The organism is Streptomyces sp. NPDC056161 (genome assembly GCF_042268025.1).
GTDB lineage: Bacteria > Actinomycetota > Actinomycetes > Streptomycetales > Streptomycetaceae > Streptomyces.
In genome coordinates this window covers 23589-41417 of the sequence record NZ_JBHJUV010000046.1, presented here as the reverse complement: position 1 = coordinate 41417, position 17829 = coordinate 23589, and the positions used below count along the sequence as shown (strand labels likewise).

At 70.8% G+C, this 17829-nt stretch carries 14 protein-coding genes and 1 riboswitch; of the genes, 8 read left to right on the top strand and 6 right to left on the bottom strand.

The genetic code is table 11. The features are described 5' to 3' along the window. Positions 1 to 71 precede the first annotated feature (71 nt). From ACFC09_RS33610 to ACFC09_RS33585, 6 genes are all read left to right on the top strand, one after another. Positions 72 to 1409: an HD-GYP domain-containing protein gene (locus ACFC09_RS33610; RefSeq protein WP_376534541.1), complete on the top strand. Its 1338-nt coding sequence runs from the start codon at positions 72 to 74 to the stop codon at positions 1407 to 1409. Beyond that, positions 1406 to 2788, top strand: a complete 1383-nt coding sequence (locus ACFC09_RS33605; RefSeq protein WP_376534539.1) for an HD-GYP domain-containing protein — start codon at positions 1406 to 1408, stop codon at positions 2786 to 2788. Before ACFC09_RS33610 ends, ACFC09_RS33605 begins: the two co-directional genes overlap by 4 nt. Before the next feature lie 100 nt (positions 2789 to 2888). Then, positions 2889 to 3884: a tetratricopeptide repeat protein gene (locus ACFC09_RS33600; protein WP_376534613.1), complete on the top strand. Its 996-nt coding sequence runs from the start codon at positions 2889 to 2891 to the stop codon at positions 3882 to 3884. 219 nt (positions 3885 to 4103) lie between these two features. Then, positions 4104 to 4754: a peptide deformylase gene (gene def, locus ACFC09_RS33595; RefSeq protein WP_376534536.1), complete on the top strand. Its 651-nt coding sequence runs from the start codon at positions 4104 to 4106 to the stop codon at positions 4752 to 4754. Positions 4755 to 5002: 248 nt separating this feature from the next. Then, positions 5003 to 6088 carry an epi-isozizaene synthase gene (cyc1, locus tag ACFC09_RS33590; protein ID WP_376534534.1) on the top strand — a complete coding sequence of 362 codons (1086 nt, stop codon included), beginning with the start codon at positions 5003 to 5005 and terminating at the stop codon, positions 6086 to 6088. Continuing rightward, positions 6085 to 7455: a cytochrome P450 gene (locus ACFC09_RS33585; RefSeq protein WP_376534532.1), complete on the top strand. Its 1371-nt coding sequence runs from the start codon at positions 6085 to 6087 to the stop codon at positions 7453 to 7455. The genes cyc1 and ACFC09_RS33585 overlap by 4 nt, the downstream gene beginning before the upstream one ends. Positions 7456 to 7524: 69 nt before the next feature. Here ACFC09_RS33585 and ACFC09_RS33580 read toward each other — a convergent pair whose 3' ends face one another. Further along, positions 7525 to 8490, bottom strand: coding sequence for a helix-turn-helix domain-containing protein (locus ACFC09_RS33580; RefSeq protein WP_376534530.1), 966 nt, complete (start codon positions 8488 to 8490; stop codon positions 7525 to 7527). A 93-nt stretch (positions 8491 to 8583) separates the two neighbouring features. Between ACFC09_RS33580 and ACFC09_RS33575 the strand changes: the two genes are divergently transcribed. Then, complete coding sequence (locus ACFC09_RS33575; RefSeq protein ID WP_376534527.1) at positions 8584 to 8826, top strand: hypothetical protein; 243 nt, start codon at positions 8584 to 8586, stop codon at positions 8824 to 8826. On the opposite strand, the gene ACFC09_RS33570 is transcribed toward ACFC09_RS33575, so the two are convergent. The 5 genes from ACFC09_RS33570 to ACFC09_RS33550 all read right to left on the bottom strand — a co-directional run bounded on the left by ACFC09_RS33570 (position 8739) and on the right by ACFC09_RS33550 (position 16080). Then, entirely contained in the window at positions 8739 to 9749 is a 1011-nt protein-coding gene (locus ACFC09_RS33570; protein ID WP_376534611.1) for a ribonucleotide-diphosphate reductase subunit beta, read from the bottom strand. The genes ACFC09_RS33575 and ACFC09_RS33570 overlap by 88 nt on opposite strands. A gap of 56 nt (positions 9750 to 9805) precedes the next feature. Continuing rightward, positions 9806 to 12235 (bottom strand): ribonucleoside-diphosphate reductase subunit alpha, encoded by a 2430-nt coding sequence (locus ACFC09_RS33565; RefSeq protein WP_376534525.1) that lies wholly within the window; start codon positions 12233 to 12235, stop codon positions 9806 to 9808. Between the two features lie 124 nt (positions 12236 to 12359). Continuing rightward, positions 12360 to 12527, bottom strand: a riboswitch (cobalamin riboswitch). Between the two features lie 262 nt (positions 12528 to 12789). After that, positions 12790 to 14418: a monocarboxylate uptake permease MctP gene (gene mctP / locus ACFC09_RS33560; protein WP_376534523.1), complete on the bottom strand. Its 1629-nt coding sequence runs from the start codon at positions 14416 to 14418 to the stop codon at positions 12790 to 12792. Further along, the gene (locus ACFC09_RS33555; protein WP_376534521.1) at positions 14415 to 14678 is read right to left on the bottom strand and encodes a DUF3311 domain-containing protein; all 264 of its coding nucleotides are present in this window, start codon (positions 14676 to 14678) and stop codon (positions 14415 to 14417) included. Before ACFC09_RS33555 ends, mctP begins: the two co-directional genes overlap by 4 nt. A gap of 640 nt (positions 14679 to 15318) precedes the next feature. Further along, the gene (locus tag ACFC09_RS33550) at positions 15319 to 16080 is read right to left on the bottom strand and encodes a GntR family transcriptional regulator (protein WP_376534519.1); all 762 of its coding nucleotides are present in this window, start codon (positions 16078 to 16080) and stop codon (positions 15319 to 15321) included. A gap of 410 nt (positions 16081 to 16490) precedes the next feature. Here ACFC09_RS33550 and ACFC09_RS33545 point away from each other — a divergent pair, with 410 nt between their 5' ends. Then, positions 16491 to 17771, top strand: a complete 1281-nt coding sequence (locus ACFC09_RS33545) for an extracellular solute-binding protein (protein WP_376534517.1) — start codon at positions 16491 to 16493, stop codon at positions 17769 to 17771. Positions 17772 to 17829 lie beyond the last annotated feature (58 nt).

Here is a 17829-nt window from a genome sequence, read left to right as displayed (position 1 = left end):
GGCCCACGGGCCCCCCGAGCCGCGCCATAGGCTCCGGAGCCAGGACGGGCTGGTCGGGCGGGGAGGGCGTCATGGAGACGGTTCCGGCGCGCGCACGCGTGTATGTCGCCTGCGTCGCCGCCCTCGCCGTGATCGGGATGCTGCGCCTGCCCCACGTCCGCTCGCCCTGGTGGGTGATCACGCTGCTCGCGGTGTTGTACGCGGTCTGCGAGCGGATCGTCCGGCGCCGCTTCGGCGGCACCTTCCACCCCGTCCTGCTCGCCGGGGCCTTCCTGCTGCCCGCGCCCGCCGCCGCGTTCGTACCGGTGCCCGGCGCGCTGCTCTCGCCCGCCGAACGGCCCCGCGTGCTGCGCCGGATCTGGCGTGCCGCCCAGTCCTCGCTCGCCGTGTGGGCGACGGCCCGGGTGCACTGGTGGCTCGGCGGCGGGGACGCGGTCGTGCACTCCGACTTCCCGTACGCGCTCGTGCCCGTCGCCGCCGCCGTACCGGTCTTCTGCCTCGTCCTCGGCGCGCTCGACGGCGGCCTGCGCGCCCTGGGCGTCGGGGTGCCGCCCGCCCCGTGGGGACAGCGCGGGACAGCTCTCGCGCGCCGCGCCTGGCACGCGCTGCTGCCCCGCTCGCTCGCGCCGATCGCCGTGCACGGGCTGGCCGGGCTGATGATGGCCGTGCTGTGGCGCGGCCCGCACGGGCCCGTCGCGGCGCTGCTCGTGCTGCTGCCGATGGGTGTGTCCTGGTGGGTCTTCGCGCAGTACCACCGCGAGCGGGCGGCCCACCAGGCGACCATCCGCGCGCTCGTGCAGGCCGTCGACATCAAGGACGGCTACACGCGCGGCCACAGCGAGCGGGTCGGGCAGGCGTCCGTGCTGATCGCCCGGGAACTGGGCCTGGACGACGACCGTGTCGAGATGCTGCGGTTCGCCGGGATCCTGCACGACGTGGGCAAACTGGGCGTACCGACGCGACTGCTGCGCAAGGACGGGCCGCTCACCCCCGAGGAGCGGCGCGTGATCGAACTGCATCCCGAGTACGGCCACGAGATGGTCCGCGGGATCTCCTTCCTCGGGGAGGCCCGTGCGGCGATCCTGCACCACCACGAACGGCTCGACGGCACCGGCTACCCGTACGGCCTCGCGGGCGGTCAGATCCCCGAGTGCGCGCGGGTGGTGGCCGTCGCCGACGCCTTCGACGCGATGACCTCCACCCGCACCTACAGCCGGGCGCGGCCCGTCCCGGCGGCACTGCGGGAACTGGAGCGCTGCGCCGGCGCCCAGTTCGACCCCCGGATGGTGGCCGCGCTGGCGCGGGCCCTGGGGCGGCACGGCTGGCATCCCGCGGTCACCGCCGACGAGCCGCGGTACCCCGTGGCGCCGGCCGACCCCGTCGCGGACCCCCGCGGAGCACACCGGTGACCCCGCTCCGGCTGGTGCACGCCGCCGCCGCGCTGCTCGCCGCGCTCTCCCTCGCCGTCACCCTCGTCTCCGGCGTCGACCAGCGCGGGACCGCCCTCGCGTTCGGCGTGCTCATAGCCGTCGGTGAGCTGACCGTCCCCCGGGGGCCGGGACCCGCTCGGGCGGCGGGCATCACCGGGGCCGACGCCGTCACCGGCGTCGACACCCGGGAGACCGCCTCGCTCGGCGCGGCCGGCGCGCTGTCGTACGCGCTGCTCGGCGAGGGAGCCGGACATCCGGCCATGTCCCAGGCGCTCGGCCTGGCCCAGAGCGCGGGGACCCCCGTCCGTGCCGCGCAGGTCGTCACCGTCGTCGTCGCCGCCTCGCTGCTCGGCAGCGTCCCGCACATCTGGTGCGGCCGGACCGCCACCCCCGATCTGCTGGCCCGCCGCGTCCTCACCACCGGCTTCGCCGCCGTCTGCTGCCAACCCCTGCACGGCGGCGGCGTGTTCGGGGCCTGGGGCGGCGTCACCCACGCCGTGCTGCTGCTCGTCCTCCTCGTGCTCACCGCGCTGTGCGACGCCGTGCTGGCCGCCGCGCTGGCCCACTCCCGCACCCGGTGGCCGTTCGGACCGCTGCTGCGGGACGAACTGCGCGCGCTGCCCGGGATCGGGTCCGCGGTGTGCGCGACGGGCGCGGTGATGGCGCTCGCGGTGGCCGCCGTCGGACTGTGGGCGCTGCCCGTGTTCTGCCTGCCGCTCCTGCTCACCCAGCTCTCGCTGCGCCGGTACGCCGCCGTGCGGGCCACCTACCGGCAGACCATCGCCTCCCTCGCCCGTGCCACCGAGACCGCCGGGTACACCCCGGCCGGACACGCCCACCGGGTCGCCGCGCTCAGCCGGGCCGTCGGCCGGGACCTCGGGCTGACCTCGCCCGAGCTGACCGTGCTGGAGTACGCGGCGCTCATGCACGACATCGGTCAGCTGAGCCTGGTCGACCCGGTGCCGGCCGGGGCCACCGCCGGGCTGCCCGCCGAACAGCAGCGGCGGATAGCGCTGCTCGGCGGCGCCGTCGTACGGCAGACCGGGGTGGACGCCGCGGTCGCCGTGGTCGTGGAGCGGCAGGCCGACCCGTACCGGGAGCAGCCGGTGGCCGCGCGGATCATACGGGCCGTGAACGCGTACGAGGAGAAGGCGCGGGACGCCGGTCCCGGCGCTCCCCTCGCGGCGCTGGAGGAACTGCGGCTGGGCACCGCCGGGGAGTACGCGCCTGATGTGGTGGAATCGCTCGCGCGGGTGCTGGGCGACCGGGCGGCGGGACGCGAGCGGTTCGGGCCGGGCGGGGGCGGACGTCGCACGGGGCTGTCTGACCCGGCCCGGGGCTGGGTAACCCATGGGTAATGAGCGGCCCTCCCGCCGTACGTGGTTGGATGCGAGGGAGAGGGTGTCCGGGGGCACAAGCCAGCCCACAGTGCGGATCTGGAACTGGCAGGCGGGAATCGTGAGGATCTTCGGCAAGGGACGGCACCGGCCCTCCGCCTCCTGGCGGCAGGCCACCGACCGGGCGTTCACACTCATCGGTGACGGCCGGTACGAGGATGCGGGCGAGCTGTTGACGCGCGCCGCCGACCTGGAACCCTGGCTGTCCGAGTCCTGGTTCAACCTCGCTCTGCTGCACAAGTTCCGGCACGACTGGGAGCAGGCCCGCGCGGCCGGACTGCGCGCCGTGGCCCTGCTCGACCGGGAGACCGGAGCGCCCGACTGGTGGAACGTGGGCATCGCCGCCACCGCCCTACAGGACTGGCCGCTGGCCCATCGCGCCTGGCAGGCGTACGGGCTGCGGGTGCCCGGGGGTTCCCGGCCGGGAGGCGCCGGCGCCTCGGGCGAACCGCTCGGCATGGAGTTGGGCAGCGCGGTCGTCCGGCTGTCCCCGGAGGGGGAGGCCGAGGTGGTGTGGGGCAAGCGGCTCGACCCGGCCCGGATCGAGGTGCTGTCCATCCCGCTTCCCTCGTCGGGGCGCCGCTGGGGCGAGGTCGTCCTGCACGACGGGGTGCCGCACGGCGAGCGCACCACGGCCGCCGGGCACGCCTATCCGGTCTTCGACGAGATCGAACTGTGGGCGCCGTCGCCGGTGCCCACCTGGGTGGTCCTGCTGGAGGCCGCCACCGAGGCCGACCGGGACGCGCTGGAGCAGTTGGCCGCCGACGCCGGCTTCGCCGCCGAGGACTGGTCGTCGTCCGTGCGGCTGCTGTGCCGGATGTGCTCCGAGTCGCGGATGCCGTCCGACGAGGGGGACGGGGAGCACCTCGACCCGCACGATCACAGCGAGCCGGGGCATCCGGGGCCGCTCGGGCACCGGACGGACGGCCAGCTGTGGGTACCGGAGCGGGAATGCGGGGTGGCCGCGCCGGCCTCGCTGGTCCGGGGGCTGCTGGACGGGTGGGTGGCGGACAGCCCGGACTCCCGGGACTGGCGGGACCTGGAAGAGGTCTGCTAGCCGCTTTGCCGGAGGGGTCGTGGTGCGCGTCGTCCGGCTGTGGCTGTGGCTGTGGCTGTGTCTCCGGCTCCGGTTTCGGCTGTCTCTGCGTCCGAGTCTGTGCCGGGGGCGCTTGCACGTACCCTGTATCAGCAACATTTCCCCGTTCCCACATTTCCCCGTTCCCACATTTCCCCGTTCCCACAGTTCCCTGTTCTTTGAGGAAGGCATACGTCGGTCATGGCGCAGCAGGACACCGATCAGCAGCACGCGGGCGTGCTCCCCGTGGACGACGAGGGCTTCGTCATCGACACCGACGGCACCGAGGAGCGCGAGGCCGCCTGGCGGGAGCGCGGCACCTCGCGGCCGATCACGGTCGTCGGCAATCCGGTGCTGCACAAGGAGTGCCAGGACGTCACCGAGTTCGGTGACGAACTCCAGCAGTTGGTCGCGGACATGTTCGCCAGCCAGCGCACCGCCGAGGGCGTGGGCCTGGCCGCCAACCAGATCGGCGTCGACCTGAAGGTCTTCGTCTACGACTGCGGGGACGACGGGGGCGAACGGCACGTCGGCGTGGTCTGCAACCCGGTCCTCGTCGACCTGCCCGCCGACCGGCGCCACCTCGACGACAGCAACGAGGGCTGCCTGTCCGTGCCTGCCGCGTACGCGCCGCTGGCCCGTCCCGACTACGCCGAGGTGACCGGGCAGGACGAGCGGGGCAACCCGATCAAGGTGCGGGGCACCGGTTACTTCGCCCGGTGTCTTCAGCACGAGACCGACCACCTGTACGGCTACCTGTACATCGACCGGCTCTCCAAGCGCGAGCGCAAGGACGCGCTGCGGCAGATGGCCGAGAACGAGCCGCGCTACCCCGTGGTCGCCAACGACTGAGGCCCGGCAGGGCCTCGACCAGCCGGCTGTGACGCCCGGCCAGGGACCCCCTGGCCGGGCGTCGTGCGTAGCGGTTCAAAGCCGAGCGTACAAGAGGGGAACCTCGGCGCCAGGGGGTAGTGAATGGAGTGAATCCGTTCCCAGATCGGTCAGTTGTGGTGCTGAATAGGGTGCGCGGGATACGCAACGGCGCACGCCCGGCACAGCGGGAGGGGCGTGCGTACCTGACGGCCGAGAGGGGTTAGTTCGTGCATGCATTACCACACGGCACCACATCGACGCCGACGGCGGTGGCAGTGCCACCGTCGCTCGCTCTCCCGGTGATCGAGGAATCCTTTCCCAGGCAACTGCATCCGTATTGGCCCAGGCTCCAGGAGAAGACACGCCGCTGGCTGCTCGAAAAGCGGCTCATGCCGGCGGACAAGATTACGGAATATGCCGATGGTCTGTGCTACACGGACTTGATGGCGGGGTACTACACGAGTGCCGCCGACGACGTGTTGCAGGCCATTGCCGACTACAGTGCGTGGTTCTTCGTCTGGGACGACCGACACGACCGTGACATCGTGCACGGCCGGACGGCCGACTGGCGGCGGCTGAGATCACGCTTGCACTCGGCCCTCGACTCACCACAGCACCATCTGAACCACCAGGATCCCCTGGTAGCGGGGTTCGCGGACAGCATGCTGCGGTTGTACTCCTTCCTCCCGCCGACCTGGAACATGCGGTTCGCCCGCCACTTCCACTCGGTGATCGAGGCGTACGACCGCGAATTCCACAACCGCACCGAGGCATATGTCCCGGGCGTCGAGGAGTACCTGGCCCTGCGCCGCCTGACCTTCGCGCACCGGATATGGACGGACCTGCTGGAGCCGAGCGTGGGACTCGAACTCCCCGACGCCGTGCGGAAAGACCCGGCATATCGCCGCCCGGCCCTGCTGAGCCAGGAATTCGCCGCCTGGTACAACGACCTCTGCTCACTGCCCAAGGAATTGGCGGGCGCCGAGGTGCACAACCTGGGAATCAGCCTCGTCACCCATGAGGGGATGACCCTGGAAGACGCGGTCGGTGAAGTCAGGCGACGTGTCGAGGAATGCATAACGGAATTCGTCGAGGCGGAACGCACCGCCGTGCGGTTCGCCGACGGCCTGGCCGACGGAACGACGCGGGGAAAGGAACTCAGCGTCGCCGTTCGGGCCTGCATCTGCAACATGCGCAATTGGTTCAGCTCGGTCTACTGGTTCCACCACGAGTCCGGCCGTTACATGGTCGACCGCTGGGCGGACCGCTCCACGCCCCCGTACGTCAACAACGAAGCGGCAGGTGAGAAATGACCGTCGAGTCCGTGCGGCCCGTGCCCCCCGGGACGCCACAGCTCTGCGAGCCACCGCTGGCCGGCGGCGGTGTGCCCGGCCTGGGCCACGGCTGGCGGCTGGTCCGCGATCCGCTGGCCTTCATGTCCCGACTGCGCGACCACGGCGACGTCGTACGGCTGAAGCTCGGCCCGAAGACGGTGTACGCCGTCACCTCCCCGGAACTCACCGGAGCGCTGGCCCTCAGCCCCGACTACAAGATCGACGGCCCGCTGTGGGAATCCCTGGAAGGGCTGCTCGGCAAGGAGGGGGTGGCCACCGCCAACGGGCCCAGGCACCGGCGTCAGCGGCGCACCATCCAGCCCGCCTTCCGGCTCGACGCGATCCCCGCCTACGGGCCGGTCATGGAGGAGGAGGCGCACGCGCTGGCCGAGCGCTGGCGGCCCGGCGAGACCGTCGACTGCACCTCGGAGTCCTTCCGGATCGCGGTGCGCATCGCCGCCCGCTGTCTGCTGCGCGGCGAGTACATGGACGAGCGGGCCGAGCGGTTGTGCGTTGCGCTCGCCACCGTCTTCCGCGGAATGTACCGCCGGATGGTGGTGCCGCTCGGACCGCTGTACAAGCTGCCCCTGCCGGCCAACCGCGAATTCAACCGGGCGCTGGCCGACTTGCACCTCCTGGTCGACGAGATCGTCGCCGAACGCCGCGCGTCGGGGCAAAGGCCGGACGATTTGCTGACGGCTTTGCTGACGGCCCGGGACGAGAATGGCGACCCCATCGGGGAACAGGAGATCCACGATCAGGTCGTCGCGATACTCACCCCCGGCAGTGAAACGGTGGCCTCCACGATCATGTGGCTGCTCCAGGTGCTCGCCGAACACCCGGAACACGCCGAGAAGGTGCGCGCCGAGGTGGAATCCGTCACCGGCGGCCGGCCGGTCGGATTCGACGACGTCCGGGCGCTCGGGCACACCAACAATGTCGTCGTCGAGGCGATGCGCTTGCGTCCGGCCGTATGGATATTGACCCGGCGCGCGGTGACGGACACCGTGCTCGGCGGCTATCGCATTCCGGCGGGGGCGGACATCGTCTACAGCCCGTACGCGGTCCAGCGCGATGCCCGTTCGTACGCCGACAACCTCGGCTTCGACCCCGACCGCTGGCTGCCGGAGCGGGCCAAGGACGTGCCGAAGTACGCGATGAACCCGTTCAGCGTGGGCAACCGCAAGTGCCCGAGCGACCACTTCTCGATGGCGCAGCTGACCCTGATCACCGCGGCGCTGTCGGCGAAGTACCGGTTCAGGCAGGTCGGCGGGTCGAACGACGCGACCCGGGTGGGCATCACGCTCCGCCCGCACCGGCTGCTGCTGACACCCGAGGAGTGGTGACGGGCCCGGCGCGCCAGGCCCGCCGCCCCCGGTGACGGTGTGCGCGCCTGCTGCCACCGGCGCGCGTTCTCAGGCGGCCTCGGGGCCCCGGAACGTGCGCCGGTAGGCGTGCGGGGTCGTCGCCAGCGTCCGGACGAACTGGTGGCGCAGCGCGGCGGCCGTGCCGAAGCCGGTACGGGCCGCGATCGCGTCCATCGTCTCGTCCGTCCGCTCCAGCAACTCCTGGGCCAGCAGCACGCGTTGGCGCAGGATCCAGCGGTAGGGGGTGGTGCCGGTCTCCTGCTGGAAGCGGCGGGCGAAGGTGCGCGGCGACATGTGCGCGCGGTCGGCGAGCTGCTCGACGGTGACCTCCTCGTCGAGGTGCTCGTCCATCCATGCCAGCACGTCGCCGACGGTGTCGCACGGGCGCTTGGGCAGCGGACGCTCGATGTACTGGGCCTGCCCGCCGTCCCGGTGCGGCGGCACCACCATGCGCCGGGCGATCTTGTTGGCGACCTCGGGGCCCTGCTCCTTGCGCACGATGTGCAGACAGGCGTCGATCCCGGCCGCGGTTCCGGCGGAGGTGATCACCGGGTGGTCGTCGACGTAGAGCACGTCGGGCTGGATGATCGCCCGCGGACAGCGCAGGGCGAGGTTGTGGGCGTGCCGCCAGTGCACGCTGCACCGCCGCCCGTCGAGCAGTCCGGCGGCACCGAGCACGAACACCCCCGAGCAGACGCTGAGCACCCGCGTCCCGCGTTCCGCCGCCGCCACCAGGGCGTCCAGCAGCTCGGGCGGGAACGTGCGGGCGGCGAACCCGTTGCCCGCCGGTACGGCGATCAGGTCGGCCTCGGCCAGGCGCTCCAGCCCGTACGGCGTGGAGACGGTCAGCCCGCCGACATGGGTCTGCAACGCCGGGCCCTCCGCCGAGACCACGGCGAAGTCGTACGTCGGCAGCCCCTCGTCACTGCGGTCGATGCCGAACACCTCGCAGACGACGCCCAGTTCGAAGGGGTGCGCGCCGTCCAGCAGGACGGCCACCACGTTTTTCAGCATGCCGCCAGTGTGCCTCGTCCTTGGCAGTAATTCGAGGGTGTGCGGCAGCCCTGCCACTGTCGGCACGGCGCGTCCGGGACGACAGTAGTGTCCATGAATACGAACCAGATCGAAGGTCTGACCGGAATGGCTGCCGTCCTCGCGATCCTCGTCCTCCTGGCCCTCCCGTCGGTGCTCGGCATCGTGCGCGACCGGCGCATCGACCGGCAGATCAGGGAGGCCCAGGAGATCGGCGACGTCAAGGTGGCTCAGAAGTCCTCGTCCAGGTCGACGGTGCCCTCCACCGCCACCTGGTACGCCGACGGGCGCCGCTCGAAGAAGTTGGTCAGCTCCTGAACCCCTTGCAGCTCCATGAAGGAGAAGGGGTTCTCCGAGCCGTACACCGGGGCGAAGCCGAGGCGGGCCAGCCGCTGGTCGGCGACGCACTCCAGGTACTGCCGCATCGAGTCGGTGTTCATGCCGGGGAGGCCGTCACCGCACAGGTCGCGCGCGAACTGCAGCTCGGCCTCCACAGCCTCCCGCAGCATGTCGGTGACCTGCTGGCGCAGTTCGTCGTCGAAGAGGTCCGGCTCCTCCTCGCGGACGGTGTCGACCACGTCGAAGGCGAAGCTCATGTGCATCGTCTCGTCGCGGAACACCCAGTTGGTGCCGGTGGCCAGACCGTGCAGCAGGCCCCGGCTGCGGAACCAGTAGACATAGGCGAAGGCGCCGTAGAAGAACAGCCCCTCGATGCACGCCGCGAAACAGATCAGGTTGAGCAGGAAGCGCCTGCGGTCCGCCCTGGACTCCAGGCGCTCCAGCTTGTCCACCGAGTCCATCCAGGTGAAGCAGAACTGCGCCTTCTCCCGGATGGACGGGATGTTCTCGACGGCCGCGAAGGCCGCGGCGCGGTCCTCCGGGTCGGGCAGATAGGTGTCCAGCAGGGTCAGGTAGAACTGGACGTGCACCGCCTCCTCGAACAGCTGGCGTGACAGGTACAGCCGCGCCTCCGGGGAGTTGATGTGCTTGTACAGCGTCAGCACCAGGTTGTTCGCGACGATCGAGTCGCCCGTCGCGAAGAAGGCCACGAGCCTGCCGATGAGGTGCTGCTCGGCGGGGGTCAGCCGGGCGAGGTCGGCGACGTCCGAGTGGAGGTCGACCTCCTCGACGGTCCAGGTGTTCTTGATGGCGTCCCGGTAGCGCTCGTAGAAGTCCGGGTAGCGCATGGGGCGGAGCGTCAGCTCGAAGCCCGGGTCGAGGAGATGGGCGTTGCGGGTCATGTCCGTCGGCGCGGTGCGCCGTCCTCCAGGGGTGGTGGTCGGGTGCGGGGCGTCAGTCACTGGCAGGCTTCGCAGGACTCGGGGTTCTCCAGGGAGCAGGCGACGGCGTCGGGGTCGGAGACCTGCTGCGCGGGCACGGCCGCCCGGGGCTGCGCCTGGGCGGCGCGGGCGATCCGGGTCGCCGGGCGGGAACGCAGGTAGTACGTGGTCTTCAGGCCCTGCTTCCAGGCGTAGGCGTACATCGAGGAGAGCTTGCCGATGGTCGGCGTCTCCATGAACAGGTTCAGGGACTGGGACTGGTCCAGGTACGGCGTGCGGGCCGCGGCCATGTCGATCAGACCGCGCTGCGGGATCTCCCAGGCCGTCCGGTACAGGGCGCGCACGTCCGCCGGGATCCAGCCGAAGTCCTGCACCGAGCCGCTGGCGTCGCGCAGTGCCTCGCGGGTGCGGGCGTCCCACACGCCCAGCTCCTTGAGGTCCCGGACCAGGTACGAGTTGACCTGGAGGAACTCCCCGGACAGGGTCTCGCGCTTGAACAGGTTGGAGACCTGCGGCTCGATGCACTCGTACACGCCCGCGATGGAGGCGATCGTGGCGGTCGGGGCGATGGCGAGGAGCAGCGAGTTGCGCAGGCCCGTGCGGGCGACGCGCTCGCGCAGGGCCGCCCAGCGCTCCGGCCAGGCCGGCGTCACGCCGTAGTGGTCGGGGTGCAGCACGCCCCGCGCGGTACGGGTCTGCTCCCAGGCGGGCAGCGGGCCGATGGGGGTCCCCCCTGCACCGGAGCTTGTCGCAGGTGCTTGGGGGCGCTCGGCGAGGTCGGCGGAGGCCTCGTAGGCGGCGAGCATGATGCGCTCCGCGATCCGGGTGGACAGCTCGCGCGCCGCCGGGGAGTCGAAGGGCAGCCGCAGCTGGAAGAAGACGTCCTGAAGACCCATCACCCCGAGGCCCACCGGCCGCCACCGGGCATTGGAGCGGCCGGCCTGCTCGGTCGGGTAGAAGTTGATGTCGACGACCCGGTCGAGGAAGGTGACGGCGGTGCGGACCGTCTCGTCCAGCCGCTCCCAGTCGATGTCCCCGCCGCGCACGAACGCGCCCAGGTTGACCGAGCCCAGGTTGCAGACCGCGGTCTCGCCGTCGTCGGTGACCTCCAGGATCTCCGTGCAGAGGTTGGAGGAGTGGACGACGTGGCCCGGCTCGGCCGTCTGGTTGGCGGTGCGGTTGGCCGCGTCCTTGAAGGTCATCCAGCCGTTGCCGGTCTGCGCGAGGGTGCGCATCATCCGGCCGTAGAGATCACGGGCCGGGACGGTCTTCTGCGCGAGCCCGGCCGCCTCCGCCCGGCGGTAGGCGGCGTCGAACTCCGCGCCCCACAGGTCGACCAGGTCGGGCACGTCCGACGGCGAGAACAGCGACCACTGCCCGTCGGCCTCGACCCGGCGCATGAACTCGTCCGGGACCCAGTGCGCGAGGTTGAGGTTGTGGGTACGGCGGGCGTCCTCACCGGTGTTGTCGCGCAGCTCCAGGAACTCCTCGATGTCGGAGTGCCAGGTCTCCAGGTAGACCGCCGCCGCGCCCTTGCGCCGGCCGCCCTGGTTCACCGCGGCCACGGAGGCGTCGAGGGTCTTCAGGAACGGGACGATGCCGTTGGAGTGCCCGTTGGTGCCGCGGATCAGCGAACCGCGGGAGCGGACGCGGGAGTAGGAGAGACCGATGCCGCCGGCGTGCTTGGAGAGGCGGGCCACCTGGTGGTAGCGCTCGTAGAGGGAGTCCAGCTCGTCCTTCGGGGAGTCCAGCAGGTAGCAGGACGACATCTGCGGGTGGCGGGTGCCGGAGTTGAAGAGGGTGGGGGAGGAGGGCAGGTAGTCGAGGCGGCTCATCAGCCCGTAGAGCGCGGCGACCTCGGCCGCGGCTCGCGCGCTGTGGTCCTCGGCCAGGCCGGCGGCGACGCGCAGCATGAAGTGCTGGGGCGTCTCGATGACCTTGCGGGTGAGGGGGTGGCGCAGCAGGTAGCGGCTGTGCAGCGTGCGCAGGCCGAAGTAGCCGAAGCGGTCGTCGGCGGCCGGGTCGACCAGGGCGTCGAGGCGGGCCGCGTGCAGCCGGACGAACTCCGCGGTGCGGTCGGCGATGAGCCCTTCGCGGTGGCCCACGGCGATCGACTCGGTGAACGACGTGACGCCCTGCGAGGCCGCCTCGGCGCGGACGGAGAGGGTCAGCAGGCGGGCGGCCAGCCGCGAGTAGGCGGGGTCCTCCGAGATCAGCCCGGCGGCCGCCTCCGTGGCCAGCTCGCGCAACTCCGCGGTGGCCTCGGCGTCGGCCCGTGCGGACCGGCCGCGCAGCGCGGCGGCGGCGACCCGGCCGGGGTCGGCGTCGGGGAGGTCGGTGGTCAGCTCGGTCAGGGTCCGCAGCAGCGCGGCACCGGGACCGTCGGTCTCCACGGGGACGGCGGTCGCCTGGACGGCTGAAGCCGGATCGGCTGGCGCGATGGTCACGTGTGGCTCTCCCTCGCTCGGCACGGGGCCTTGCGGGAGGGCAGGGGGCAGCACACGAGCGCAGACAGCGGCACGCATCCGCCGGCCCACTCCACGAGGCCCGGACGTCAGGCACCCGGACCGGACGGCCGGGCGCACTGTCGGCAGGTCCTCGGACTGAAGCCTGCATGCGCGTATGCGGGCATACGCGCATGAGTACACCGTTGCGGGACAGTTCCGGATTCGCACCGGATTCCCCTGCGGCGACAGCGAGCATGAGCATACATCTAGTGCCGCCTTGCGGTGCCACCCCTAGATGTTGTGTCGCGGCGGTATCGGAGTGTCAACGGGTAGGTGAGGAGAGTGACGTTGTCGCTCGGCCCTGGTGGCGGGGTGCGGGCCGTGGACGGCCGGTCGCGCGGTTCCCCGCGCCCCTGTGCGGGGTGTCGGCGGTCGTGCGGGCGCGGGTCGCGGGCGCGGCAGCGGGCCGCCGTTGCCGGTCTCGGCTTCGGCGGCCCGCTGTGGGACGTGTGCGGTTGTCCGTACGGTTCCGTGCGCCCCTGCGGGGCGGTCTTTCAGTGGTCGGCGCCGGCGGTCGCGGGGGTCGGCGCCGACCGGACGGCGCTGTCGCCCGCGTCGGCCGTGTAGTCCTCCGGGGCCGTCTCGTCCACGCCCTCGGGAGCCTTCACGGCCTTCAGCACGAAGGTCAGGGCGACGGTGATGAGGACGTTGAGCACGAACGCCGTCGTGCCGATGTAGCCGATCTCGCCGATCCCGGGGATCTCCTTGGCGGAGCCGCCGAAGTGCTTCTGCGTGGGCGAGGCGACGCCGTACGCGGCGACCGTGCCGTACACCATGCCGACCGCCCAGCCCGCGAGCAGCGCCCAGCGGTGGAACCAGCGGGTGAACAGGCCGCCGACCAGGGCCGGGAAGGTCTGGAGGATCCAGATGCCGCCCAGCAGCTGGAAGTTGATGGCGACCGTCTTGTCCATGCTCAGGACGAAGACCAGCGCGCCCACCTTCACCAGCAGCGACACGATCTTGGAGACCCGGGTCTCCTGCGCCGGCGTCGCGTCCGGCTTGATGAAGTCCTTGTAGATGTTCCGGGTGAACAGGTTCGCGGCCGCGATGGACATGATCGCCGCGGGCACCAGGGCACCGATGGCGATCGCCGCGAACGCCACGCCCGCGAACCAGTCCGGGAACATGTCCTCGAACAGCTGCGGGATGGCCAACTGGCCGTTGTCGACCTTGACCCCGGCCGCGATGGCCATGAAGCCCAGCAGGGCGAGCAGGCCCAGCATCAGGGAGTACAGCGGCAGGATCGTGGTGTTGCGGCGGATCACCTCACGGCTGCGCGAGGACAGCGTCGCGGTGATCGAGTGCGGGTACATGAACAGCGCGAGCGCGGAGCCCAGCGCCAGGGTGGCGTACGTCCACTGGCCCGGCTCCGCCGGCGCGAGCGCCCCGCGCGGTGCCCCCGTCGCCGGGTTGGTCTGGGCGAAGGCGTGGCCGGCCTTGGCGAAGATGTCGTCGAACCCGCCCAGCTTGATCGGGATGTAGATGATCGCCACCGCGATGACGATGTAGATCAGCGTGTCCTTCACGAACGCGATCAGCGCGGGTGCCCGGAGCCCCGACGAGTAGGTGTACGCGGCCAGCACGCCGAACGCGATCAGCAGCGGCAGGTCCTTGACGAACCAGTTGGTGTTCTCGCCGCCGCCCACGCCCATCACGTCCAGGACCGCCTGGATGCCCACCAGTTGGAGCGCGATGTACGGCATCGTCGCGAGGATGCCGGTCAGCGCCACCGCCAGCGACAGGCCCTTGGAGCCGAACCGGCCGCGCACGAAGTCCGAGGTGGTCACATAGCCGTGCCGGTGCGAGACCGACCACAGCCGCGGCAGGAAGGTGAAGATCAGCGGGTAGACGATGATCGTGTAGGGCACGGCGAAGAAGCCGGACGCGCCGGCCGCGTAGATCGCCGCCGGGACGGCCACGAAGGTGTACGCCGTGTACAGGTCGCCGCCGAGCAGGAACCAGGTGATCCAGTTGCCGAACGACCGGCCGCCGAGCCCCCATTCGTCGAGGCTGTGCTCGTTCTCGGCCCGGCGCCAGCGCGCGGCCAGGAAGCCCATGACCGTGACGGCCAGGAAGAAGAAGATGCAGACGCCGAGCGCGACGCCGTTGACGCCACCGTTCACTTCGCGGCACCTCCGCTCCGGGTCCCGCGGGCGCGCTGGTCACGCTGCCACAGGTAGTAGGCGGTCATGGTCAGCGCGGTGGAGATCAGCACCCACAGCATCTGGTACCAGTAGAAGAACGGGATCCCGATGAAGGTGGGGTCGATCCTGGCGTAGGAGCCGACCCACAGCATCGCCACGAAGGGCGCGACGAGACATAGCGCGATGACCACGCGTACCGGTGTCACCACCGGTTGTTTCACTTCAGGCGCATCCGGCATGCCTGGGCTCCATCCCCTCGTTGATCACCTGGTGTAACGCGCAGGCAATGTAGGTTACGGCGCCGAGGGAGCGAAAGCCCTATCCGTATTTCGGTAGCAAACAGCGATCCGGCAGCGGCGAAAGCCCTGGTGGGGTCTGCGGGGTCCGCTCCTCGGCCGTCCGCCGCGGCCGGTCTCCTGCCGCTTCCGGCCGTTCGCCGCGATGCGGGCCCCGGCCGCGCCGCCCGCTTCCCGGCCCGGGTGGTGGGCGGCCCGGGGCGGTGATCCGCGCCTCGTCGCAGGGCGTCCCGCAGCGGGTGGACGGGGGCGACCCCGGACGAGCCGCGTGCACACCCGCAACGCGTCCGCGACGACGGCCCCGGTGTGCGGTGAACGGGACGAACCAGGGGTGTGAGCGGCGGGCGTCGCGTAGGATCCGAGAGCCGCCGCGACCGTCAGGGCGGCGGAGACGTCCTCTCCCCGGGAACGCGCGCGCACGGACCAGCCGGCCGCGCCGACGATCGCGACGAGGGTCCATACGGCGATGGCTGTGACGTTCGCGGTACGCATCGGGGAGCCCGGCCGCCCACGCGGCGACGGGCGGCCCGCACCACGGGACCGGGGCGCGCGCCACCCGGCGCGCACGGCCTCAAGTGGCCCTTTACTGCGGTCGCTTCAGCCGCGCGACGAACTTGTAGCGGTCCCCGCGGTAGACCGAGCGCACCCACTCCACCGGGTTGCCGTCCTTGTCCCGCGAGTGGCGGGAGAGCATCAGCATGGGCAGGCCGACGTCCGTGCTGAGCAGGCCCGCTTCGCGCGGCGTGGCCAGCGAGGTCTCGATGGTCTCCTCGGCTTCCGCCAGGTGCACCCCGTACACCTCCGCCAGGGCGGTGTAGAGGGACGTGTACTTCACGAGACTGCGGCGCAGCGCCGGGAAGCGCTTGGCGGACAGGTGCGTGGTCTCGATCGCCATCGGCTCGCCGTTGGCCATCCGCAGCCGCTCGATGCGCAGCACCCGGCCGCCGGCCGAGATGTCCAGCAGTTCGGCGAGCCGGTCGTCGGCGGTGATGTAGCCGATGTCGAGCAGTTGCGAGGTCGGCTCCAGCCCCTGGGCGCGCATGTCCTCGGTGTAGGAGGTGAGTTGCAGTGCCTGGGAGACCTTCGGTTTGGCGACGAACGTGCCCTTGCCCTGGATCCGTTCCAGCCGGCCCTCGACGACCAGTTCCTGAAGGGCCTGGCGCACGGTGGTGCGCGAGGTGTCGAATTCGGCGGCGAGCGTGCGCTCCGGCGGGACCGGTGTGCCCGGCGGCAGCGTCTGCGTCATGTCGAGCAGATGTTTCTTCAGGCGGTAGTACTTGGGCACCCGCGCGGTACGGACGGTCGCCCCACCCTCGTTCTCCGCACTGCTGACGTCGGTGCTCATGTTCTGCCTTCCCGGCTCCGGGTGCCGAATGCGACCGATGTCCCATCGGCCTCGGATCACATCGTGGCACGGCATCGTGTGACGGGAGGCCACCCGAACGGTCCGTGATCTCCTCTGTATACCGTCGCACCCCCCGTTGGTCTAGTCCATAGGGCCCTTCGCGGAGCCGTGGTTCGCCCGAAGTGGTCCGTCCGATCTGTCGCTTGCGGAATGAAAGGTCTCTGCATATCTCGGTCGGATCACGGACGCTCCGAGCCTGGTTGAACACCCTTGACAGGCCAATTGGTCTGGGCCAAGCTCCCCGTACTGGTCTACACCATTGGTCCAGGTCCCGGCCCCATGGGCGGTACGTAGCGTTGCGCTCACCGCGGGGAGGCAGGGGGGTTTGTGGCATCCCTGAGGAGGGTGGCGTGAAGCGCAAGCTGATAGCCGCGATCGGTATCGCGGGCATGGTCTTCTCCATCGCGGCGTGCGGCGACAACAAGGACGACGGCGGGTCGGGCGGCGCGGACGCCAAGGAACTGACCGTCTGGCTGACCGTCGACGCGCAGAACAACTGGCCCGACCTGGTGAAGGCCGCCGACGCCGCGGTGCAGAAGAAGCACCCCGGCATCAAGATCAAGCACGAGTACTACGGCTGGCCGGACAAGAACACCAAGCTGGACGCCGTCCTCGCCACCGACAAGGCCCCCGACGTGGTCGAGATGGGCAACACCGAGATGCTGAGCTACATGGTCAAGGGTGCCTTCGCGCCCGTCGACCCGGCCAAGTTCACCAACTCCTCCGCCTGGCTCGACGGTCTCAAGGCATCCGTGACGTACGAGGGCAAGACCTTCGGCGTCCCGTACTACGCCGGCGGCCGGGTCGCCAACTGGCGCAAGGACATCGCGGCTTCGGCCGGCATCAAGACCACCCCGAAGACCTACGACGAGCTGACCGCCGACCTGGACAAGATCCAGAAGAAGCAGGGCGACAAGTTCAGCGCCTGGTACCAGCCCACCCGCGACTGGTACGCGGCCATGTCCTTCGTCTACGACGCCGGCGGCGCCATCGCCAAGGAGGAGGGCGGCACCTGGAAGGGCACCCTCTCCTCGCCGGAGTCCCTCAAGGGCCTCACCGATTTCAAGAACGTCATCGACAAGTACATGCACGGTGACAAGACCAAGGACGAGTCCGACCGCTACATCGTCTACGGGCAGGGCCAGTCCGGCATGATCTTCGGTGCCGCCTGGGAGGGCGCGACCTCGGCCGACCCGAAGAACGACAAGACCGGAAAGCTCAAGGACAACCTTGAGAGCTTCGTGATGCCCGGCCCGTCCGGCAAGAACATGCCGGTCTTCCTCGGCGGCTCCGACCTCGCCATCCCGGTGAAGTCCAAGGCCCAGGAGGTCGCCGCCGAGTGGATCAACGCCTTCACCGGCCCCGACGGCCAGAAGGGCCTGATGGCGAAGGGCAACCTGCCCAACAACACGACGGACCTCCAGACCCTGAAGAAGGACCCGGCGACCGTCGTCCCGGCCACCGCGGCCGAGTCCAGCTGGTTCGTCCCGATGGCCTCGGGCTGGCTCCAGATCGAGAAGTCCCAGGTCCTGCAGACCATGTTGCAGGACATCGGCACCGGCAAGCAGTCGGTCGAGGCCGCCGCGAAGGAAGCGGACGCCGCGATCGACAAGGTGATCAACACCAAGTGACGTGAGCGCAGGGCCCCGTGGACCCCGGGGAGTTCGGGGGGCGGGAGCCCTGCTTCTC